The organism is Bradyrhizobium ivorense, assembly GCF_900696085.1.
Taxonomy (GTDB): Bacteria; Pseudomonadota; Alphaproteobacteria; order Rhizobiales; family Xanthobacteraceae; genus Bradyrhizobium; species Bradyrhizobium ivorense.
Window position 1 is genome coordinate 61,414 of record NZ_CAADFC020000011.1, and the last position, 22,283, is coordinate 83,696.

The 22,283-nt window shown below is 57.9% G+C and carries 14 protein-coding genes and 1 riboswitch; of the genes, 8 read left to right on the plus strand and 6 right to left on the minus strand.

All coding sequences use genetic code 11. The features are described 5' to 3' along the window. Positions 1 to 349 precede the first annotated feature (349 nt). The gene (gene metE / locus CI41S_RS15200; protein ID WP_139860103.1) at positions 350 to 2,695 is read right to left on the minus strand and encodes a 5-methyltetrahydropteroyltriglutamate--homocysteine S-methyltransferase; all 2,346 of its coding nucleotides are present in this window, start codon (positions 2,693 to 2,695) and stop codon (positions 350 to 352) included. Between the two features lie 102 nt (positions 2,696 to 2,797). Further along, positions 2,798 to 3,000, minus strand: a riboswitch (cobalamin riboswitch). A 1,343-nt stretch (positions 3,001 to 4,343) separates the two neighbouring features. Between metE and CI41S_RS15205 the strand changes: the two genes are divergently transcribed. Beyond that, the gene (locus tag CI41S_RS15205; protein ID WP_139860105.1) at positions 4,344 to 5,171 is read left to right on the plus strand and encodes a nodulate formation efficiency C protein; all 828 of its coding nucleotides are present in this window, start codon (positions 4,344 to 4,346) and stop codon (positions 5,169 to 5,171) included. 553 nt (positions 5,172 to 5,724) lie between these two features. On the opposite strand, the gene CI41S_RS15210 is transcribed toward CI41S_RS15205, so the two are convergent. Further along, on the minus strand, positions 5,725 to 5,907 hold the full coding sequence (locus CI41S_RS15210; protein ID WP_139481483.1) for a hypothetical protein: 183 nt from the start codon (positions 5,905 to 5,907) through the stop codon (positions 5,725 to 5,727). A 558-nt stretch (positions 5,908 to 6,465) separates the two neighbouring features. Between CI41S_RS15210 and CI41S_RS15215 the strand changes: the two genes are divergently transcribed. Both CI41S_RS15215 and CI41S_RS15220 read left to right on the plus strand, forming a co-directional pair. Beyond that, positions 6,466 to 6,705 carry a type II toxin-antitoxin system VapB family antitoxin gene (locus tag CI41S_RS15215; protein ID WP_139860106.1) on the plus strand — a complete coding sequence of 80 codons (240 nt, stop codon included), beginning with the start codon at positions 6,466 to 6,468 and terminating at the stop codon, positions 6,703 to 6,705. Then, positions 6,705 to 7,064, plus strand: coding sequence for a type II toxin-antitoxin system VapC family toxin (locus CI41S_RS15220; protein WP_244626527.1), 360 nt, complete (start codon positions 6,705 to 6,707; stop codon positions 7,062 to 7,064). The genes CI41S_RS15215 and CI41S_RS15220 overlap by 1 nt, the downstream gene beginning before the upstream one ends. Positions 7,065 to 7,219: 155 nt before the next feature. Here the strand turns inward: CI41S_RS15220 and CI41S_RS15225 are convergent, their stop codons facing one another. Beyond that, the gene (locus CI41S_RS15225; protein WP_139860108.1) at positions 7,220 to 7,423 is read right to left on the minus strand and encodes a hypothetical protein; all 204 of its coding nucleotides are present in this window, start codon (positions 7,421 to 7,423) and stop codon (positions 7,220 to 7,222) included. Positions 7,424 to 8,335: 912 nt separating this feature from the next. On the opposite strand from CI41S_RS15225, the gene CI41S_RS15235 reads away from it, so the two are divergent. Both CI41S_RS15235 and CI41S_RS15240 read left to right on the plus strand, forming a co-directional pair. Continuing rightward, complete coding sequence (locus CI41S_RS15235; protein WP_139860110.1) at positions 8,336 to 9,055, plus strand: thermonuclease family protein; 720 nt, start codon at positions 8,336 to 8,338, stop codon at positions 9,053 to 9,055. A 49-nt stretch (positions 9,056 to 9,104) separates the two neighbouring features. Beyond that, positions 9,105 to 9,815 carry a carbonic anhydrase gene (locus tag CI41S_RS15240; RefSeq protein WP_139860112.1) on the plus strand — a complete coding sequence of 237 codons (711 nt, stop codon included), beginning with the start codon at positions 9,105 to 9,107 and terminating at the stop codon, positions 9,813 to 9,815. Positions 9,816 to 10,687: 872 nt separating this feature from the next. On the opposite strand, the gene CI41S_RS15245 is transcribed toward CI41S_RS15240, so the two are convergent. The 3 genes from CI41S_RS15245 to CI41S_RS15255 form a co-directional block, all read right to left on the minus strand. Further along, positions 10,688 to 11,830 (minus strand): 8-amino-7-oxononanoate synthase, encoded by a 1,143-nt coding sequence (locus CI41S_RS15245; RefSeq protein ID WP_172628056.1) that lies wholly within the window; start codon positions 11,828 to 11,830, stop codon positions 10,688 to 10,690. A gap of 1,336 nt (positions 11,831 to 13,166) precedes the next feature. Then, positions 13,167 to 13,748, minus strand: coding sequence for a LabA-like NYN domain-containing protein (locus tag CI41S_RS15250; protein WP_139481490.1), 582 nt, complete (start codon positions 13,746 to 13,748; stop codon positions 13,167 to 13,169). 163 nt (positions 13,749 to 13,911) lie between these two features. After that, positions 13,912 to 14,175, minus strand: coding sequence for a Flp family type IVb pilin (locus tag CI41S_RS15255; RefSeq protein WP_139481491.1), 264 nt, complete (start codon positions 14,173 to 14,175; stop codon positions 13,912 to 13,914). 966 nt (positions 14,176 to 15,141) lie between these two features. Between CI41S_RS15255 and CI41S_RS15260 the strand changes: the two genes are divergently transcribed. The 3 genes from CI41S_RS15260 (at position 15,142) to CI41S_RS45330 (ending at position 21,284) form a co-directional block, all read left to right on the plus strand. After that, the gene (locus tag CI41S_RS15260; RefSeq protein ID WP_139481492.1) at positions 15,142 to 16,857 is read left to right on the plus strand and encodes an MFS transporter; all 1,716 of its coding nucleotides are present in this window, start codon (positions 15,142 to 15,144) and stop codon (positions 16,855 to 16,857) included. A gap of 1,144 nt (positions 16,858 to 18,001) precedes the next feature. Next, positions 18,002 to 19,120 (plus strand): branched-chain amino acid ABC transporter substrate-binding protein, encoded by a 1,119-nt coding sequence (locus CI41S_RS15265; protein WP_139860116.1) that lies wholly within the window; start codon positions 18,002 to 18,004, stop codon positions 19,118 to 19,120. 1,708 nt (positions 19,121 to 20,828) lie between these two features. Next, a complete protein-coding gene (locus CI41S_RS45330; RefSeq protein WP_139860122.1) occupies positions 20,829 to 21,284 on the plus strand; it encodes a helix-turn-helix domain-containing protein in 456 nt (151 codons plus the stop codon). Positions 21,285 to 22,283 lie beyond the last annotated feature (999 nt).

The following is a 22,283-nucleotide window of genomic DNA, read 5'->3' on the forward strand; positions in this document are numbered from 1 at the left end:
AGCCCTGCAACGCGCTGCGAAAGTCCTCATCAGCGACAAACCTTGGTGTAGATTTCTAATCCCAGGCTATATCGGCCGCATACCAGGGCATGATTGAGCTAGGCTGAGCTTGCGCCTTAACTGGGGTCAGATTTCGGCGGATGTCCTCGCCGTAATCGAACCATCGGCTGTCCTCCTTCCGCCGATGGAAGTCGGCACGTTGCCGAGCAGCGTCGCTCCTCCCGGACACACTTCCGCCCGGCCGCCAAAAGCGGCCGGGCTTTTTTCGATCACCAAGGCCTCTCACGATCATCGAGCCCGCAAATCGCTGACAGGCGGTCGGCCTTCTCGACGAAAGACCAGGCCCAGATCAACGGTCGGCTGGAGCGGATGCAGCGCGTAGTTCGCGGGCGGCGGAGACCATGTTGACCAGCGCCGGGCGAACCTCCTCCCATTTGCGCGTCTTCAGGCCGCAGTCCGGATTGACCCAGAGTTGCGAATCCTGCAGCCGCTGTCGAGCCAAAGCCACGAGCTCTTTCATCTCGCCCGTCCCGGGCACGCGCGGAGAATGGATATCGTACACACCTGGCCCGATTTGATTCGGATATTTGTAGTTCCGGAACGCGTCGAGCAGCTCCATTTTCGAGCGCGACGTCTCGATCGAGATGACATCGGCGTCCATTGCAGCAATCGCATCGATGATGTCGTTGAATTCCGAGTAGCACATGTGGGTATGGATCTGGGTTTGATCGGCGACGCCCGATGAGCAGATGCGGAAGCAATCCCCGGCCCACTCGAGATAAGCCGTCCACTCCGATCGACGCGGTGGCAATCCTTCGCGCAGTGCAGCCTCGTCGATCTGGATCATGGCCGCACCAGCATTTTCGAGATCGCCGACTTCGTCCCGGATCGCGAGCGCAATTTGACGACAGACCTCAGCTCGAGGAATATCATCGCGAACAAACGACCAGTTCAAGATCGTCGCTGGTCCGGTCAACATCGCCTTCATCGGCTTCTTGGTTAGTGATTGCGCGTACCGCCACCAATTCACGGTGATCGGCTTCGGCCGTGAGACGTCGCCAAACAAGATCGGCGGCCGGACACAGCGCGAGCCATAGGATTGTACCCAGCCGTTTTTGGTAAATGCGAAGCCGGCGAGTTGTTCGCCGAAGTACTGCACCATGTCATTGCGCTCGAACTCGCCGTGCACGAGCACGTCCAGACCAATGTCCTCCTGCCAACGTACGGCACGCGCCGTCTCTTCCTTGAGGAACTTGTCGTATTGCCCGTCGCTCATCGCGCCTCGCGCGTGTGCTGCGCGGGCATTACGGACCTCTGCAGTCTGCGGAAACGATCCGATCGTGGTGGTAGGAAACGCCGGTAGTTTGAAGCGCTTGCGTTGGATCTCGGCACGACTGGCAAATGCACTGGCGCGCCGGCGCGTGGTCTGGTTGACCGCTCGCATGCGGGCCGCGACACTGGCATCTCGGATCTTTGGCGAAGTCCTACGGCTTGTGGTGACGCGCTCCGATTCCGCAAGGACGTCCGAAACCTTCTGATCACCCGCGAGAGCCCGCGCCAAGGTCGCAAGCTCGCGAATCTTCTGAACGGAGAATGCAAGCCAACTCTTGACGTCTGAAGCGAGCTCCGTCTCGAGTTCAACATCGACCGGCACGTGAAGCAGCGAACAGGATGGGGCGATTTGTATGCGATCCTTGCCGAGCTTCGCGATAGCGGGATCGAGCCGCTGGCGCAGTGCCGACAAATTCGTCCGCCACACATTGCGGCCGTCTATCGCGCCGAGTGACACGACCTGGTCACCTCGCCCGGCGGTAATGATCTGGTCCAATAACGCTGGCGCTCGAACCAGATCGACGTGCAGCCCGGCGACAGGTAGGCGCAAGGCGGTGGGAAGATTGTCGCCGAGGCTGCCGAAATAGCTGGCGACCATGATCTTGATGGCCGGCCCTTCCTTGGCGAGCCGGTCATAGGCATGTAGCAAGGATTTTTTTGCCCCCTCATCCAGATCAAGAACCAGGCAGGGCTCGTCGAACTGAACCCAATTTGCCCCGCGTTTGGTCAATTCCTGCAGAACCTCGATATAGACCGGTATCAGGTCATCCAATAGTGACAGTGGCTGGAACGCAGGATCAGCACTCTTGCCCAGCTTTAGAAATGTGACCGGGCCGATCAGGACAGGGCGAGTCTGAAAGCCAAGGGCCTTGGCTTCCTCATACTCCTCGATAGGCTTGCGAGAGGACAGCCTGAAAGTCTGTCCGCGGTGAAATTCCGGGACCATGTAGTGGTAGTTGGTGTCGAACCACTTGGTCATCTCCTGCGCGGGCGCGCCATCGCAGCGAGATCCGTGTCCGCAACTCGCGCCCCGGCTGTCGTATTGTGAACCGCGTGCCATGGCGAAATACGTCTTGAGGGAAACGGGCTCGGCTTTCGAGGCGTAGACTTCCGGAATGGCGCCGACCATGACACTGGTGTCGAGCACCTGATCGTACAGCGAGAAGTCGTTTGACGGAATGACGGTGACGCCGAGGGACTTCTGGCGTGCCCAGTTGGCGGCACGCAGGCCGGCTGCGTCCTCGAGCAACTGCTGTTCGCTCATTCTTCCGGCCCAATAGCCTTCGAGCGCGAGTTTGAGCTCGCGTCTTGGACCGATGCGCGGCGTTCCGAGCGTGGCGACCGGAAGTGAGAGAAGAGACATAGCGCTAACCCCATGTTGGGGGCAAAGGCCATGGCGGACGCAGGCAGGAGAAGTCGCCCGAGCGACGGCTGCTTGGCGCACCACCGGGACACCCCGCCCGTGGATGAATATATTGTCGGGGCAGGTCTCCTGGCTCGCGGGTCGTTGCCGCTGTCCGGCCTTCCCGAAGCCGCGCGGGCTTCAGTGACTCTGTTGGACAGTGGCTCGCCGCTCACAGTTGCGGGGGCAGCGCCGGCATTGGCACCGGCTTCCCTCTTAGCTCCGGATCAAACGGAAACCGGAGAACCTCGACGACTTGGATTATCGGCAAGAGAACTCGGCCGTCAACCTCTCAAATTGGTGCTGCGACCTCTCTTACGCGAATGACGCTCCACGGCGACGTGGAAGCCACTCTCCAGTCATAGGATATCGGAATGACCATCTCGAAGTCGCCTTGGCGTCGGGCGGCGTGTCAGATCCGTGGAAGGGACGAATGCGGCCTGCACGATGAAGGTCACGGCGCCGAGCAGGACGCTTTTCATGCGGCCCGGCTTTCGAATGGTTCATAGAGCACGCATCGATGCGTCCTTGCTTCTCCACCAATAACCATGGATCAGTGTCGGATAGGCGCAAAAGATATGCGCTAAATCCAGCAGCATGCTCAGCGAACATGTTGATTTGCGACCAGCCAATCCTGGTAGGCGTCACGCCGACGTTTTTTGGTGATACTGGCTAAAACAAGCATATTCAATCACCACAACGAAAAAGAGAGCCTCGCAATGAAAATGGCTGTTTGGAGTGCCCTCGACGTCTTTGCTGCTGCCGTCTTTACGATCGGTCTGTTCGGCTGGATGGCAAGACCAGTTATGAGTCGCCCCGTCAGACAGACGATCTCGAAAGTTTTGAGTAGTTCAAGCCGAAGCTAGCAAGACCTGAGGCTTTCCTCTCGCCGCTCGACACGACTGCGTGGAAGCGCGGGCCCTCTAATGTTGACTGCAGTGACGAGCAGGTCGACGACAGGCCGATAACGTTGCGCGAGCGGGGAATGCCACCGTCTCGTCCGCCTGCTTGATCCGTGAAGTTCCTTACACGTCGTTTCCAAATCGCTCGCCGCTGAAGGGCGGCTTCGCGTCGTTGTGGCCGCAAAGTGCCAAGCACAACAGGCTGGCGCGCCCTCGGCGTTCGTAGCAGCGGCAACGACCCGGACCACACGGATCGATGGCGGCATACCTGCTCCCATTTGTCGTCAAGACTCCGGCAGCAAGGCATTCGCCCGCGCTATCGAAGATTCAGTGCGTGACAAGAATCATTCACGGAAGTCGTGGCAAATAGGCTGAATGGCAACATTAAAACGTACCCGGGTCGGGAAGTCGACAAAGACGGCCCAAATCCGGTGCGAACTTCCGGCTATTGCCTGGCACGAACAATGCAAGTCCTCAGCATGTCCAGGCTTCTCCTCCTGGGCAGGTCCAGCATTGCAAATTGAGGCTTTGGCTGACCACTGAAGTTAGCGGCGCGTGACACCGAGGGTCGGCGCCTGCTCGCGCGGGACATCGGCAGGCGCCCGCGTCACGTTGCCGCTAACTTCTTGCAATCGCGCATAGCACGTTGAGGAGGATGTCCCGCTTTGGAATTGACGTGTGGATGATAACCAGATGAGCCGGCAGCAATGAAGAAAACGTCTGGAAGGCGCGTACTTTGGCTCTGTATCGTTCGGTCGCTGCTCTGCCTGGCCGGGCTGGCGGCGACGAGCAACAATGTTCGCGCCAACGAACACGCGCTTGTCGAAAGGGTCAAGTCAACGTGGCGAGCGCAAGATGGTGAGACAATAGAACAAATTATTTCCAAGGTCTCGAAGGTGGCTCACTTCGTGCCTCGATCGTGGGGAGTCGCTGAAGGAATTGACGGAACAGAGTATGTCTATTTTTCATGGACCAGGCACCCGGACAATAGATCAGACGAACGGTATGCTATCACTTGGAAGATCGCGACCGACGGGACGATTAAACTTGCGTCGACATATGCAAAGCCGATTGAATTGGGCTGGCGCGCCTTGGCGCTCTCGCTGATCGCCAGTGAAGTCACAGATGGCGAAAGGGACGCAAATCTTCACTTTCTGCATGATCCGGCCAACTTCAACTTCGTGACGACTGCGCAAGGCAAGCTCGGCAATCTTCTGCGACACGGCCGCTGCCATATCATTGAACCCGTTGCAGTGGATTACGTGTCGAAACCGAATGACAAGCCGAACGAGAAGGATGACCGGTGGCGCGTTCTGCTTTTGGTGAACTGCAAGATCCCAGGGCCCCATTATTTTACCCACAACGGCGTCATCACTTTCGAGAAGAGCGAGGGACAAGATTGGGAGCCGCAATCTTTCTTTGCCAAGCGTATCGCGGCCTTTCCTCCAGGCTCTTGGTTCGATCGGATAGAGCCAAGTGAACGCGAAGCAATAGAGAGGGCGCGAAAGGCCTCGGCCAATGGTCGCACCGAGTAAGATCGCGGCGCAGCTCCTACACGCTGAGCGCCTCCGAGTAGCAGCAAAGCACACGCGCTCGGAAACGCTGACTTGTCCTGTTAGGTCTTTGCGACAGACCGCGAGCCTCTCGCAGCTTGTCATAGTGCAGCACCGTTGCTCTCGGCCCATTGCGAAGCATCGATGCGATGACTAGGCAACCGCGTGCCAGCTTACGAGAGCCGGTGCAGCCCTGCCCGCTCACATGCAGGAGCGGACGCCAATCTGCGACGCGGCTAGCTCTAGATCCATTCTTCAGGGCAATTGGCGTAGCAATGCTTACGGCCCAAGCTCTGACCAGGCGTGCGCGCAGCGCATCGCCTCAACGGACAATGGCACCCGCAGGAGCGTGACGCCGAAGGCGGCACGCGGGACCGAGTGCAGCGACGAGACCGGTTAAAAGGGTACCCGGGAACGGGGCAGTGATAGCGACGCCGGCATACTTCATGGCGGCGGGCCCCTTTCCCGAGTACCCCCGGCGAGGAGCTCTGCAGCCGTGCTGCGATGGATCGACCGCAGAATTGAGATGGAGGATCTAGATTTCCTCACGCGCATTCGTTTGCGCGTCGTAGATCCTGATCTGAAGCATGGGAAAGCGCTTCTTTAGCTCTTCCCCACCCGCCCGCGCGCCGTCTCTCGTTACAAATTCGGCTTTCAGCCGGCCGTCCACTTCAAGCCCGTAACAAGAAATCGGCAGTTCACGGCTGGCTGCAACCATTTCATTCCCATTGTGTAGTGACGTGCTTGAGAACGATGTGTAGCGTGAGTCGCCCAAACCGCACCAGAGCAAGCTGCCTGAGTGCGATGACGCATGTTGTGGATTGATGCCTCGCACGGAGTCCGGGATGGGAATTCGTCCAAACAAGGCGGCACATGCACGATCAAGCCATCGGCTCGACATAGCTGCCTTTCCAACTGCCCTGGGCCACGCGCACCTCGAGCTGAGCTTCGTGGTATGCGCCCTTCATGTTCGGACCAATTCAAGCAAGGCCGTTGCGCATGCAATTCAGCAAGATCTCGTCCGCGACCGACAGACTGTGACCGTGCCCGCCCTACCGGAGGTTGAGCGAGACACAGTTGATGGGCGCCAGGCGTCGCAAGAGATCATAGCGACATGGTCGCGGACGACCGTCGACGAAATATATTTCGCGGCACCAAGGCGACCGGGGCAGCTCTCTCTTACTTCTTGTTCGATGGCCGCCATGCAGTCGGTAAGCGTCGCGCCCCTGCTAGGGTACCTAAGTGTGGATACCTATATGCCCGAACAGAGGTACCCATGGCCTACAACATTAAAGACCGCGACACTGACCGGATCATTCGTGAACTTGCCGCCCTCAAAGGCAAGCCGATCCTCGATTGCATTCGCGAGGCTTGCGAACATGAAATTCAGCGTGAACGCCTAAAGACGCCGCTCTGGGAGCGGGTGCAACCGCTGCTCGACCGCATCGCCCGCGCTCCCAGAACCGGTCTGACCCCCGATAAGGCGTTTTTCGACAATCTGTCCGGAGATGCCTGATGATGATCGATGCCTCGGCTCTGGTCGCAATCTTGCTACGCGAGCCCGACGCGGCTGAGCTCGTCATGGCAATTGCGGACGCCAAGGCGCCGTTCACCTCACCCATCGCGGTATACGAAACGATCTATGCTCTCATGCGCGTCAACGCATGGGGTGCGCCGGAAGCGGAGGCGGCAGTGCGAGAATTTCTCGACGCCGCATCCATCCGCGTGTGCGCGATTGCTGACGGCATGATATCGACCGCCGCCATGGCATTCGATCGGTTCGGAAAGGGGCGACATCCGGCTCAGCTCAATCTTGGCGACTGTTTCGCCTATGCCCGCCAAGACCCATCGCGCGCCACCGCTGCACAAGGGTGACGACTTTACGCGAACCGATCTCGAGCTGGTCCATAAAGGATAGACCGCTGGCAACGTCTGTACGATTATCCCGAATTCCTGCCCTGGCCCGAATTCGCGGCGCTGGTGAGTTTATCCAAAGTATGTAGTTTTGGCTGCTATTGAACCTAATGTCGTCACGCCTTGCCGATCCACGATGGTTGATCCGCCATCGGAGAAAAGCGATAGTCGAGACCAACCGGTGCCAGCTTCAGAAGTCGCTCAGCAACCTCGTCCACCGCATCGTGCGTGTAGCCGGCGAAGATGATCTGGTCGAGCTTGCTTATTCCTGAATCGCGCTCCCAATGTGAATGGCAAGGCCATGGGTCACGATCCACCAAGATGAGATCGCGTCGATGATGATACGGCGACCATCCGCGGTTTGGAGATAAGCACCAGTGCCAAGCGCGATCTTCATCTTAAAGTGCATGTTGCGTGAACAAATACCGGATGAACGACCTCTTGCTTGGCATCATGGCTTCAAATCATCGGCGATGAAGGAGCCTTCAGATGTGGACAGCAACGTGCTCGTCGTGACCGGAGAAAGCGAAGGCTAACGTCCTAGCCAACGCACCCGCCCGATGTCATAAATTGCACTTCAGTTGCAGGCTTTCAGTCGCCACTGAATGCAACCCCAAGAATGCCGTTTTGGCGCTTTCACAGTGCCTCTATCAAGAGCAGCGAGTGCTTGATGGCACCCAGTAGCGTGCTCACGCAGAGCACGATGGAAAGCCGCTACCGCTCGAAGATGCCGGCGCAAGTGCACCGCAATTCAGCGGCACCATGAGCCCACCCGCTCCCTCGATCACTAACGGTCGCGCCCCAATGTCTGGCACATCGAAGAATCTACATCGAAAGATCGTACGGTGTACGATAGCGCTCGCGAACGCGCTGTAAGCCATGTTCATTTTGATTGCTTTCTCATTCCGGGAGCAGTCTGCTGGCTTTTCTGAATGCACCGACGCCGGCAAGTTCAACGCTGCGCCCGATAATCCTAGGTCACGGTGGGGTGTGCGCCTACTGAGAGAGACGGTCGAGGCCGGAAGCATACCGCAACTCACACAAGAAATCGCTTGAATCTCACGTTACGTCAGGCCGTAGGTTGGCAAACACAACCGAGCTTCCACTAACCAAACACCGAATGATGCAGCACAGACAAAATAACCGACACGGTGCGGTCAAGCAGTCGAATGCGGCGACGCCGGATTGTACGTGTTTCTGAGCGCATGGACCAAGAGCGAAAGGCTGTCGGGATGAAACGTCGCGCGATGATAACCGCATTGCTCGCTATCATCACATTTCCGGCTTGCGCGGCGAAACTCAGCGGCCCTCCGCGCATCGTCGACGGCAATACGATTGAGATCGAGCAAACCAAAATTCGGCTCTCGGGTATCGAGGCGCCAGAGACGGATCAAATCTGCCTCAACGCCCGAGGCCGGAAATGGGCTTGCGGCATAGCTGCTCGCGATGAGCTTATCAGGCATTCGAATGGACGAACGTGGGATTGTCATACCACGGGGGTAGATGAGTACGGACGGTCACTCGGCAGCTGCTTCATCGCAGGCGAGGACGTGAACGCATGGATGATAAGCTCGGGCTGGGCATTATCATCCTATCCTCACACCTACACTATCCATGAGGTTATAGCGGGCAATGCCTATGCGGGCCTATGGTCGGGGGCGTTCATCGCTCCTTGGGACTGGCGTCGCCGCAACAAGGGGACGATCGTCGTCGGCGCGAGCTCGATACCGATCGACGCTCAGGAGATCCTGCTCGGATCCGCTTTGCTATCCGACCCGCCGTCACCCGAATGTCAGATAAAGGGCACCCTGGGCGGCGGGGGCGAGCGCATTTATCACATGCCCGGGCAACTCAGTTACGGACAGATCGATATGACGAAGAAGCCGGGTGATCGATGGTTCTGCAGCGAAGCGGAGGCTGAAGCCACTGGATGGCGTAAAGCGGCGCAATGAGGCGATACACATGCATGCAGACCGTTCCCCGAATATATCTCGCTCGCTCATGATCAAGCCTTCGCGCCGGTCGCTGTTGCTGTCGCTGTTCGCGTTTTCGACGGTTGGCATGCGGCTTGGCGACAACATCGTTAACGCGAATGAAGCAAAACGGCGGCCCAAGCCGGATAATCTGCTCTCGCCGGATGCTGCGCTCAGGCGGCTGGTCGAAGGTAATGACCGTTTTGTCCAGGGCGCATCACGAGGCGGCGATTTCGAGCGCGAGCGTCAGATTTTGGTCGATGGACAAAATCCATATGCGGCAGTTCTGAGCTGCGCTGACTCTCGCATAGCGCCGGAACTTGCTTTCGACAGCGGACTTGGTGACCTGTTTGTCTGCCGCCTCGCCGGCAATTTTGCCAACGATGTCACCATCGCCAGCATGGAATACGCGGTCGCCGTGCTAAACACGCCGTTGATTTTGGTACTCGGTCACGATCATTGCGGCGCGATAGACGCCACGATCAAGTCGCTCAACGACGACAAGCCGGCGCCGGGACATATTCCATCCCTCGTCGCTGCGCTTGCGCCTGCCGTTCGGAAATCTCGCCAGCAAACCGGTGATCCGTTCGTCAATGCCATCCGGCAAAACGTGACCGATAACGTCGACAAACTCAAATCGGCGGGCCCGATTCTGAACGCTGCAGTTGAGCAGAACAGACTAAAGGTCGTCGGGGGTCTATACCGGCTCGACACCGGCAGGGTCGATCTACTGAACTGACCTGCACTTTCGCAGTCGATTGCATTGCCTAGCACGGCTTCGGTTGAGTTCCGCAAGACTCGCCAGTTCATCGCTAAATGCACCGGATGTGATCCGCTCCAAAATTGACATACAGCTTCGGGACACCTCTTTGTATGCGCGGGCTCTTTGTCCTCCTCTTAGTTTACGTACTTATGTTGGCAACGCGCGGCCAGCACCAACACAATTCCTGCCGCGACCGAACAGGATCCATGCCTTCTGTTAATGCACTGGCCAACACAGTTGGCTGACGCCGCAGAAATCGCTGCGATGGATGTCCGAAATCTCAGCGCGGGCTCGCCGACACGGGACAAAATTTCAGCAAAATATCCTTGCCGGATCATCCGTTATGGGACCGACAGAGATCGTCGCGTTAAGCCCCCCCGACTCAGATCGGGCTGAAGATCACATACAGCAGAATTACGATCGCGACGGCGGTCCAGGCTACTGATGTGAGGAATACTGTTGCTCGCGACGGCATCGGACGTCTCTCCTGCATCAGCCCAACGAAGCGACCGCCGGTCTCGGAAAAGCAGCATCGCTGAATCTGTCTTAAGACCATGCTTTTGACCCGCAATAGACCGGCACTTTTCGCGCGCGCGACAGTTGCAATCACCGGCTGGAACGCAGAACACTCTTCTGCGCGTCGCCTACACCCGTCGAGCATGGCACTCAAGGATCGATGGACGTCTTGAGAATGCACAAGAGCGCTGGTCGCTCTGGGTGGGCGAGCCTAGTCAATTTGACTTCCGAAGTGCTCCATTCGAAAACGAGCATCTGGGTGCGTCGGCAAGCACCTTTGAAGACCGTTTTTGCCGATCCCAACATCAGCCTCATCATCATCTTGCGCGGCCTCATTGCACGTCGCCCCAGGTCTCTTCGACCAACGCATCGATCATGTCGGATACATCATCTTGTCCGACGTTAAGTGTCAGCGAGATCCGCAACCGTGCCGTTCCCACAGGCACCGTTGGCGGCCGTATCCCACGAATATCAAAGCCGCGCGCCTGTAGTGCGGAGGCAAGCCGCATCGCGCGGGCGTTGTCGCCCACAACATAAGGAATGATCTGTGAATTCGAAGAGCTCGCGCGACCGCACACAACGAGCTGCCGATGTGCAAAGTCGACCAGATCGATCAGACGTCGTTGCCGCTCAGGCTCCTCCTGCAGGATTAAGATTGCCTCTCGCACCGCGACGGCTATTAGGGGTGATGGCGCGGTGGCGAAAATGAATGGGCGGCACCGATTGACCATGAAGTCGCGCAATACGCCCGAAGCCGTGACAAGCGCCCCCGCCGCGCCCAACGCCTTGCCGCAGGTGTGAACCACTAGGAGATTTTCGCGCCCCTCATAGGGCGCAGTGAGGCCCCGTCCCTGCTCGCCGTAAACACCTGTGGCATGAGCCTCATCCACGACCAGGAACGCCTCGTGGCGCTCGGCGATTGCGATCAGATCTTTAAGCGGCGCGAAGTTTCCGTCCATACTGTAGAGGCTCTCCACCACGATCCAGACGCGTCCCTTTCCGCCCCTGGCGCGCCAGTCGCCAATCGTGTCTTCGATCGACTGGGGGTTATTATGGGTGCTTATGCGGAACTCGGCTCGGCCCGCTCGTGCGCCTTCATGAAGGCTAGCATGCACGAGCGCGTCGAGAACAAGCAAATCGCCCCGCTGCGGCAGCGTTGTCAGAACAGCAAAATTTGCGACGTAACCGCCGCCGAAGAACAGCGCTGTCTCCGCTCGGAAGAACCGCGCCGCGTCCGCTTCGAGAGCTTCGTGCTCCTCACAATTTCCGCGCAGGAGCCGTGACCCACCGGCTCCGATCGGCGTTCCGGCATCGAGCGCAGTGAACAGAGCCTTCTTCATACGGGGCGCACTCGCCAGCGCCAGATAATCGTTTGAAGCAAAATCGGTCCCTTTGCGCGGTTTCAGGCCGCGGAGCCGATCGTCTTCATTCAAGGCTTCCAGGGCCGCGACATAGCCATTAAGCGGCGTATTCATTGATCGAATTTCCTACCGCCCGCAGCAGCGCGCGACCGACCGAGCCTTCGTGGCACGAATCTCAGCTTGTGTCATGTCACCGACGGGCGATGGCTTTGCCAGCAAATCGAAGCGCTGCTGGCCGAGAAGCATGGCGCCTAACGTCCATCGGTAATGGGCCGCCGTCCGGCGAACAAGCCTCCGGCTCGGCTGAGTCCCGCTTTTGACCGTCGCGACCAAGCGCATCAAGATCGCTCATCGACACCACTAATCGTACGCCTCTGACTTTGTTCCATAAAGTGAATGAGCAAGCAGGCTCCCCCACCGAACGCCCGCCGAGAGAGCGAACTAGTCGCGGTGCGGGCCATTCCGCCCTCATTGAGTTATGTGGCAGATTGTGCTTCCTCATGCGCGCGCAAACTCCGTACAAAGCGGACAAGCACGCCTTCACTCAGCGAGCGTGATCTAATCGCATCACAAGCGCACGTTCCGTACCCGAGCGCTCGCGATACCACTATCAATTCTAGCGCATCAAACCATTAAAAGGTCTGCTAGATGCTTTTGTCCCGGCTTGCACGAGTTCTCGCGGCATCTAAGATGGCTCTTTGATCGTGGAATGACGCTACGTGCGGCACGAGATCGACTTGATCTTCGTCCTATCCCTGCGTCTGCCATCAGCTTCTCACTCATAGCTCAAGTATGAATCACCACGGCGGAGATCAAATTTGCTCACCGCGGCTTTATCTCGTGAACCACGATCTGGGCGATGATAATTCATCAAAAGAGGCGTTTAAAGGCCGGTTTCAGGCGTCAACTCGGGTAAAATTGCATTCAAACATCGCGATCATTGAAGACAATGATGCCATGGAAGGCCTCTCGTTGGCGAAATGGACCAGGAGCGGGACACCAGGAGCGGGACATGGCCAGTCATTTCTACCGACTGCTTTACCGATTCCGCATGCGGACATATGCCGAAACATTGTTTCGGCGTAGCATGCACGAGAAGCAGGAAGGGCTTTGGCTGCAGTGCAGCCTGATGCGGCTTGGGAGCGAGCTACGGCAATCCAACCACCGGTCCGTCGCATCGTGTCAACCGGTGCGGGATACGGCAGAAGCCATCGTCAGACTCACCTGAGGACGCCGGACGCGGTGCTGCCTAGAGCACCGCGTTACAAGCCGCAACAAGCGCTGTTGGAGCCGACCGTCGCGAGAGGGGATGGCATCGGCCTCCACAACAGCATGACAGGCGCAAGAAACACTGACAGGAGTAAGCCATCATGTGATGGTCGGGCTGTCGATGACGCCGGCGGGCTGCCGGGCAGCATGGCCACTTGCCGTTATCGCATCACCATATGCGCTATTCCGCGCTGGCTGACTCCGGCTTGCCAGCCCCTGTCGCGGGCCCGAGCCACTCGGTCGGATCGCGGCCCAACTTTGGCTTCAGCTGCGCTAGTTCAATAAAGTCGTCTGCCTGCCGCCGAAGCTCGTCTGCGATCATCGGCGGCTGGATCGTATTGGTGGAGATGACGGTGACACTGACGCCGCGGCGCTGCACTGCCTCGACCAACGAACGGAAGTTGCCGTCACCAGAGAATAGGATCATCTGGTCGATATGCGCGGCGAGTTCCATGGCATCGACCGCAAGCTCGATATTCATGTTACCCTTCACCTTACGCCGACCGCCGACGTCAAGGAATTCCTTGGTTGGCTTGGTGACGACAATATAGCCGTTATAGTCCAGCCAGTCGATGAGCGGCCGGATCGACGAATACTCCGGATCCTCGGCAATCGCCGTGTAGTAGAATGCCCGCAGCAACCGGCCCTGCCTCCGATACTCCTCAAGCAGGCGCTGGTAGTCGATCTCGAAACCAAGCGCCTTGGAGGTAGCGTGGAGGTTGGGACCGTCGATAAAGATGGCGAGCTTTTCGACTCGGGACATCACTGCTCCAGCTTCCAAAATTGCGCGGGGCCGCGCAGGTTATCCACTAACCGTGTGCAAAGACAAGCTGGAGGGTTGGCAGCCAAGGGTCCCTACCAATGATCCGGGGCGAAATTTATGTCGAGCTCATGCACCGCGGCGGTCCTGTTCCATCGAACTCATATCATCGGTCGGAGGATCCAGCGGAGGCCTTGTCGAAGTTCCGTTGCTTACCTGTGCCGGGTTCGCGCGCGGGGTCCAGCTTGCCAAGCTGGCCAGACGAAACGCTGAGCGCAGGCGCAGAACTGCAATCAGCGTTGTGGTTTGTACGAAGACTGTTGAGCGCAAAGATAAGCGGAGCGGAAACCGCCACCGCGATCAGACCGTACTCGATGGAGGTCGCCGCAGTCTTGTTCGGCCAAAACCGAAGAAAAGCAGATGATCTCATGACAATGTCATTTCTAGCGGCTCCCCCGCCTTGGAATTCTAGTGCAGCAATTTCCAGCCGCTCTCAGCCCTTATTGCTATGTCAGGTGACGTTATCTCAGATCGCTTCCCGACATCCGCTTTGGGCATACAATCTGCTGCTTGCAGCACCGCTCTTCCACTGTTCACCTGTCGTCCCCGATGATCTAGAGCGGCCTGCTATGTCCGTCTGCCATGCCGGCAATGAATACATTGATTCCCTTCGGCTGCGCTCGGACGAACTCAGTACGCAAGGGACGAACCAGTTCGTTACCTACCCGAGCGTCTCATTTGCACCTTCACCCGAGGATCGACCATTCCGACTGGGTTTTGACATCATGACGCCAGCCTAAGATCCGGCGCCTGGTCTTAATGCCGCCGTGGCAAGACTAGCGCAGCAACCCGATGATCAGCCCCTCGCGAAAGCGGATGCATGCTGTCGCAATAAACTCAGCACCTCGCGCCTAACTCATCCCGGTGGACCTCTCTTAGAGGCTGACTGATGGGTTGCCCTAATCCCGCGAGATGGATTTTCAGTTTCCTTCGCAGTGAGAGCGAATTCGGCTTCTCAGTCCGGCTTAGAGGCCTCGCGCATTGTCCGCTTCGTACAAAGTGTGCATCTGCCAGCAAGCACAATTATCAACATGAGCGTGCAACCAGCGCGCTGGAGCGAATAGGTATTGAGGCAGGCTTTGAGTCATCCGATCGCTAACGTTCACTTCGCCACGATTAGAAGGCGATCTTGCTGCGATAGGAGATTGCAGATGTCACGCCGGTGATGGCGACTATTGCCGTTTTCTGCGCCGCTACCTTTGCCATGAGGCGCAAGGCGACAGAAGCAGTGGATCACTGCCAGTCAAACGCGATCGAAGCATCTCTCGATATCGCGCCAGGAACATCCTTGTGATCCCTACAAAGATCAAATTATGGTAGACCACCACGAGCTGATATGACCGATTCACCCAAAGCCCAGACGCGTAGTGCCGACGGCATCACGGCGCCGCTGCGGCACACGACCTTCAGGCGCATCTGGCTTGCAAGCCTCCTGTCCAATGTCGGTATCTTGATTCAAGGCGTTGGTGCAGCCTGGGCTATGACCCAGATGACGTCGTCGGCCGACAAAGTCGCGTTGGTGCAGACCGCTCTCTTATTGCCAGTGATGCTGATTTCGATGCCAGCCGGGGCGATCGCGGATATGTATGACCGCCGCATCGTGGCGCTGGTCTCCCTTGGATTGGCGCTCGCTGGAGCGATCGGGTTGACGGTGGTCGCTTGGCTTGGCTTGGCCACCCCAAACCTCTTGCTCATGCTATGCCTCGTTGTCGGCAGTGGCATGGCGTTGATGGGACCGGCCTGGCAATCGTCGGTTAGTGACCAAGTTCCGCTGGAAGCACAGCTGCCTGCAGCGATCGCGCTGAACGGCATCAGCTACAATATCGCGCGAAGCGTAGGTCCGGCAATCGGTGGAGTCGTGGTGGCAACCGCGGGTGCAGTGGCCGCATTCGCGCTCAACACGTTGCTGTATCTGCCGCTGATTATCGCTTTGTTGCTTTGGAAACGCATCGGCGCGCCCTCACGCCTGCCGCCTGAAAGATTGAGCCGCGCGATGGTGTCTGGCGTACGCTATATTAGCAATTCGCCGTCGATCAAGATTGTGCTGGCCCGCAGCCTGGTGACCGGCATCATTGGCGGTGCAATCACCGCTCTGATGCCGCTGGTGGCGCGCGATCTCTTGCATGGCGACGCGCAGACCTACGGCATCATGCTTGGCGCTTTTGGCCTGGGTGCGGTGGTCGGCGCACTGAATATCACCGAACTGCGCAAGCGATTGAGCGGGGAGGCCGCGATCCGCGCCTGTGCGCTGTCCATGGGCGCGGCGATGGCCGCGGTTGCGCTCAGCCGCGAGCCGGTATTGACCGCGGCGGCACTCGTCCTGGCGGGAGCCGTGTGGATGATGGTGTGGGCGGTATTCAACATTGGGGTGCAGCTATCGGCGCCGCGCTGGGTGGCCGGACGCTCGCTTGCAGCCTATCAGGCGGCGAGCTCAGGCGGGATTGCCGTTGGCAGCTGGGGTTGGGGCCGTCTGACCGACGCGGCCGGCGTCGAAACCGCGCTGCTGGTGTCGGCCGGCCTGATGGTTGCCTCACCACTCATCGGCCGTTGGCTGCCCATGCCCCGCATCGGCGCGCGGGGTGAGGAGCCTGAGCCGCTCGCCGATCCCGAGGTACGGCTCGCCTTGACCGGACGCAGCGGCCCGCTCGTCGTCGAGATCGAATACCGGGTTGCACAGGAGGATGCCAGAGCGTTTCATAGTGTTATGCAAGATGTGCAATTGTCTCGCCAGCGCAACGGCGCCTACGGCTGGTCGATCGCGCGGGACATTGCCGATCCGGAATTGTGGACCGAGCGCTTTCACTGCCCGACCTGGCTCGACTACTTGCGTTGGCGGAACCGCTCAACGCGGTCGGAACGTACACTAGAGCAGCGGGCAATTCATTTCCACGTCGGCCCTGCGCCCATACGGGTCCGTCGCATGCTGGAAAGGCCGTTCGGCTCGGTACACTCGAACGACGATACGTCCGAGTACGGAGCTGGCGAAATGCGAGGGGAGATCGCAAGCCCGGCAAAGGCATTACATAGCCGGCCACTCCGCCCTATCAAGTGACCCACCTGGCAGGTGGCTGGAAGGCAGGCTACCTGGACACTCTTTGCTTTGCCCTCGCGAAAAACGGCGAGAGTGTCAGGCCGAGTAAGTGACAATCGCGCGACGATCTCCGTCGAGAGCGACGAAACGTTCGGGCTTTGTAAACTCTTATTCGACGCGCTTTCTCGCGTACGGTGGCTTTGCAGTTGGCCAGCGTACATCTCCAGCATTTTGGTCGCATCATCGACGCTGGTCTAGCAATACGTTGTGCTCGCCTTGCCGTCGGCGGATACGCGCTTTCTTGGATGATGGGCCTTCAGCTTCGCCCAGGGCGCCGAATCTCCATTCGACGATCGCCGCATAAGAGCTTGCTTATTTCTGACGTTTCGAGGCTCCATCCGTTCCACTTCTTACGCCGAACTTCAACAAAATACTGCTTAATAATGCTGCAAAAATGCAGCATCACCCGGACGACGCAGGATAGCGCAATCAGAATCGTATAACTTGCTGTCGAAGCTCGAACAGACGAACTGCTGCTGCGGGTCTCTCCTTAGCTGCGATCGAGGGTGCTTCATGGGCAATCATGACCTTGTCTCCGGTAGCCTCCTTGTGCTGAGTGCGACCAGCTTCGCACTACTCTGCTCGAGCCTGCTCGTTTTTGCCTTCATTTGAAACAGCGCTGGTTATCAAGGCGACCATACGTTCGAGCATCAAGTGTTTCTGCGTCTCCAAAGACGATAGTCGTACACGACCTGAACGATTCTCCTTCCTTTCGGCTCGACCGACCGCTTGGATCTGAAGTGGCGACGCCTCGGATGCGACGAGCTCTGTACGTTACGGACTGATCTATTTCTTTCATAAACGCCCGATTCAGCTAGTGTCCAACTAAGATGGCCCTGTGCGTTGAGCTAGCGGGCGGTATGAGATTGGACGTGCAGCTATGAGCTGTCTGCCGTAGCTCCCGAACCGTTGTATGTTTCTGCAGTACCAACCGTTGTCTCAACAAGCAAAGTAGGCTCCTGCTCTCACATCGCAGTGCAATCGAACGGCTTGATGCACGACTATGACTTTATCTCGGGTTGCTTCCTGGCACTGACCGCCGCCGGGGTCGTCTTGCTCTACTCAAGCTTACTCGCCGCCGCGTTCACCCTGTGAGGACTACCCCATGAAATCACTCAAGCTAATCGGCTTTGCACTTGGAGCGTCGATTGTGCTGTCGACCGCGGTATTGGCTGAGGAAATCACCATCGCCGTCGCCGGACCGATAACCGGGGGCGAGTCCGCCTTCGGTCGGCAAATGAAGAACGGGGCCGAGATGGCGGTGGAGCAGATCAACGCTTCCGGCGGCGTACTCGGCAAGAAGCTAGCCCTCGACATCGAGGACGATGCCTGCGATCCCAAGCAGGCGCGATCGGTAGCGGAAAAGGTCGCCGCCGCCAAAATACCATTCGTTGCTGGGCACTTTTGCTCTTCGTCATCGATCCCAGCCTCGGAAGCCTATGCGGATGGCAGTGTGTTGCAGATCACGCCGGCTTCGACCAACCCGCTATTTACCGAACGCAAGCTATGGAACGTGGCGCGCGTCTGCGGCCGTGACGACCAGCAGGGCCAGGTTGCCGCCCAATACATCGCGAAGCAATTCAACGGCAAGAACATCGCGATTTTGAATGACAAGACGACTTATGGAAAGGGACTTGCCGACGAGACGAAGAAGGCACTCAACAAGGCCGGTATCATTGAAAAGATGTACGAGTCCTATAATAAGGGCGACAAGGATTTCAATGCGATTGTCTCGCGACTGAAGCGCGACAATATCGACCTCGTCTATGTCGGCGGCTATCACCAAGAAGCGGGCCTTATCTTGCGCCAGATGCGCGATCAGGGCCTGAAGACCGTCCTGATGTCGGGTGACGCGTTGGCTGACAAGGAATATGCTTCGATCACCGGCGCAGCTGGAGCAGGTACGCTCTTCACCTTCGGACCCGACCCGCGAAAGAAGACGACGGCGGCTGCGATCGTCGATAAGTTCAGAGCCAAGAATATCGACCCCGAGGGCTACACGCTATACACCTACGCTGCGGTGCAGGTCTGGATGCAAGCCGCAACCAAAGTTGGCACTACAGATCCGAAGAAGGTGATGGATACGATCAAAGCGGGCTCTTGGGACACTGTGATCGGCACACTGCAATACGACGCCAAGGGTGACATCAAGCAGCTCGACTACGTCGTTTATAGGTGGGACGACAAAGGCGGCTATAGCGAGACTAACCCGACCGCGTTCTGACTCATCTTGGTGCAAGACATCAACGTTAGCGTCCCCAGGGAGCGAAGACGGGGATCAATGTCGATCGATCGATTGCTCCAAGGCAGCAAGCTACGGCCGGAACAAATTGAATGTCGAACTCAGCCTAGCCTATGCACGGACAATGCGCCTGCCCTGCTTGGTTGATCGTGACGATCCTATCGCCGAAATCGTCGCAAAGAAGGTCATCGAGATTGGCGCAAGCGGGGTTGGCGATCCGGCGGAGATATCAAAGTGCGTCATCGAGCAGCTTGGTGTCCGCAGACCGCCATCGGTCTAAAGTGAGCACCGCGCACATGCGCAGTTTGGATCCACTTTCCGGTCGATGCGCAGCCTGCCACGGATTCAACGCCTTACGGGCTGGACTTAATTGGAGCTGATAACTTGGGCCCAACGCAGACGTTTAGCGGCGGGCACGATGAGGTGCTCCTTCACCAGACTGCAGTCATCGATTTCGGCTTATGGAGAGTTTCGCCTATCGGGCCGCGCGACGCGCATTAGCTCGGACTCTTCGTTCCACGAAAAAGTTCGACCGAAAATTGCGCGGCCCCGCCTCGGGGAAACAAGGCGGGGCCGCCCCCTCCCCCTGGCTCGCCCTGGGGGGCCGCGCTGCGGATCACAACGGAAATCGTCTAGCTGCCGTCCTCTGTCATTTATGATCACACGCCCAAGCAACTCACCTGCATTGCGGCTTCCGGTCCTCGGTATTTTCCGCGACGCGCCGCAAGACGAGCTGAGAAAGCTGCACAACCAAATTCTTGAGACGCGCTACTTCCTGCCTGCACCGCGCCAACTCGCGTTCTTCTTCCGTCACTATCGATACTTCAAAGCGGTCCCCAGCCGCACGACTCATGTTGGACCTCAATTCGAGCAGGTAATCACGAGAGACGGCTCAAGCACATCCCCTGCTTTGATCGTACTGGAGTCCCGTATTTTTACGCCGATAAACACGGTACGCTACGGTCGAACGATCTCGCTACCTCGGCTCAGTGTGCCATCGCGGCCACAGATCTGAGCGTATCGTACAAGAGGCTTGGCTGCATGGCGCTCAACGCGATAGAGTTTTATTGTCTTTCTTCGAGTCCAGGCCCTGCGCGAGTGGATCTCGATTGCGATTGCGCAAAAGAATTGCGTTAGTTGGCTGCCGGCCACGGCGATACGGAAGGTGTCAGCCGAGCCGAAGCCGGCTAAGCGCTCCGAAGAAATGACGTCTAGCCGCAAAGTCACCGCAGCTGTGCCTTGACGAGATCGCGAGCCATGCCTCGTCCTTCTTTAAGGAGCGGTTCGCCATCGCGATTGGAAGACGGCCAGGCCGTCGTCATCATGGCTTTCGTGACGGATGCGCGACTCGTCCAGCAATGAGTTCGAGCGGTAGAAGAAGCTGAACATCAAACGGAACCGTGCAGAATGGCCGAGGCCACGAAGCTGGTGGGATAGGCATCAAATATGTACCCCGGCGATGGAACGGGTATTGCTTGCCGCACAAAACTCATTGCGTCTCTGCGCGGCGTCGCGGGCTTGTCTGACCGAGACCGAGCCAGCTTGAAAACATACCGCACACCATCAGGCGTTTTGCGGATGGCGAGTACTTGGCGCGCCGAGGGCCGGCCTGTAAGCTGCAGCGTCGTGATGGGCGGCTTGCTGTCTCGTCAAAGGGCGGTATCGGATCGAAATCAGATAACATCGTTCTATGTACCGGGTGACATCCCAGATTTGCACACTCTTCACCTGCCGGAAATGGATCGCGATCTCTGCTGCATCGGCGCGAGCACCATTGCTCTTGTGCCTCACTGATGTCTCAACGATATCCTGGCGAGTTCCGCTGGACTCACCCGCGCGTACCTTGATCCAGTCGGCTAACTTTCGCGAATGGATCGAGAATCTTGGGAGAAGCGCTGCCTCACCTTTCTCATCTTCTGCGCGGCTTGAGCTCGTGGGGCTCCCGGACAATGGTCGTCTTCATGTCCCTTTCACACAGCAGGACATCGCCGATGCATGCGGCCTCTCGACTGCGCACGTGAACCGAACGTTTCAGGAGAATAGGCGTAGGAAGCTCATTGAATGGAACGATCATGCTATTGATCTTCTTCAGCGAGATCAGCGAGAATTACTTGGAGAATTCCGCCCCTCATATCACCTGCGCTGAATTTCTTCGGCCGCCGCTTCGTACTCTTCGTACCAAGCAAATCAACGAGCCGACGCCAATTTCGATCCGTATTGACGCTATTCGACCTGTAGTCGCGTTCGCTCGGCAGTTTTCCTGAACTATTGAGCGTAGTTACAGCGTGCGCGACCTACCTGAGGTTACGGTCGCAAAGCTTCGTCGAGGCAGTGGTCTGTACGGAGAACAGAAACGCTGCACTGGCTGAAATCTCCTGGCGCTCACGTGGTACAAGCCGGTGCACATAAGCAGAATACGACATGCACCGTTGCGACTCGCGGATTAATCAGCTGCCTGTGAGAAATCGATTGAATTTTCCTGGCGCGCGCCGCAGCTCAAACGACTTGATTCGTACCTAGCGTCACGTTGTAGCATCTCAAAGCAGGACGCGAGGGCCTCGGGCAAAGCCAGCGGGGGCCACTCCGCCAGAGGCGCGACGACGACACCCAAGCGGTCGACTTTGCTTTACAAGCATCGTCAAGATCATACCGATTAGATGAGTTGCGTCGATGACAGATGATCTCGGGCTGTCCGTGCATTCGTGAATATCGCCTTGGTAAGAAGGGAAACAACGCCAGACCGACATCGATCCTTTTTGTGATTAAGATTTGCGGTGAATGCATCACCGCAAATGACCGTCGGCGGCCCTCCCTCTGTCGACGAGAGCTGGCGCGACGCTTAGCAGCCTCGTTCGCCCAGACTGACTTCCGCCCGGCCCTCGAAATGAGGCCGGGCTTTTTTTCCGATAAGATGTGCTGCCCGCATGGCTTTTGCGAACGCTTAGACGGCCTGACCCAGCCATCTGTCATATTCACGCGGTAGTGGCTTGGACGGCCTTGAATCGTACGTAGCGTCACATTGTACGATCTCGCGGTAGTTCGCGATGATAATTGGCAGATGATCATTGGCAACCGAGCCAAGCGGCACTGGATAGTCTGGGGCAATCGTATAACTGCCGCGCGTTCATCGTTGGCTATGGCAGTT

Coding starts and splice junctions, on each gene's coding strand:
- metE (WP_139860103.1), bottom strand. CDS start 2,695: ATGTCTCTTCTCTCACTTCCGGTCGCCACGCTCGGAACGCCGCGCATC.
- CI41S_RS15210 (WP_139481483.1), bottom strand. CDS start 5,907: ATGGTTGCAGCCAGCCGTGAACTGCCGATTTCTTGTTACGGGCTTGAA.
- CI41S_RS15250 (WP_139481490.1), bottom strand. CDS start 13,748: ATGTCCCGAGTCGAAAAGCTCGCCATCTTTATCGACGGTCCCAACCTC.
- CI41S_RS15255 (WP_139481491.1), bottom strand. CDS start 14,175: ATGAGATCATCTGCTTTTCTTCGGTTTTGGCCGAACAAGACTGCGGCG.
- CI41S_RS15265 (WP_139860116.1), top strand. CDS start 18,002: ATGAAATCACTCAAGCTAATCGGCTTTGCACTTGGAGCGTCGATTGTG.
- CI41S_RS15260 (WP_139481492.1), top strand. CDS start 15,142: ATGACCGATTCACCCAAAGCCCAGACGCGTAGTGCCGACGGCATCACG.
- CI41S_RS15235 (WP_139860110.1), top strand. CDS start 8,336: ATGAAACGTCGCGCGATGATAACCGCATTGCTCGCTATCATCACATTT.
- CI41S_RS15240 (WP_139860112.1), top strand. CDS start 9,105: ATGATCAAGCCTTCGCGCCGGTCGCTGTTGCTGTCGCTGTTCGCGTTT.
- CI41S_RS45330 (WP_139860122.1), top strand. CDS start 20,829: ATGTACCGGGTGACATCCCAGATTTGCACACTCTTCACCTGCCGGAAA.
- CI41S_RS15205 (WP_139860105.1), top strand. CDS start 4,344: ATGAAGAAAACGTCTGGAAGGCGCGTACTTTGGCTCTGTATCGTTCGG.
- CI41S_RS15220 (WP_244626527.1), top strand. CDS start 6,705: ATGATGATCGATGCCTCGGCTCTGGTCGCAATCTTGCTACGCGAGCCC.
- CI41S_RS15245 (WP_172628056.1), bottom strand. CDS start 11,830: ATGAATACGCCGCTTAATGGCTATGTCGCGGCCCTGGAAGCCTTGAAT.
- CI41S_RS15215 (WP_139860106.1), top strand. CDS start 6,466: ATGGCCTACAACATTAAAGACCGCGACACTGACCGGATCATTCGTGAA.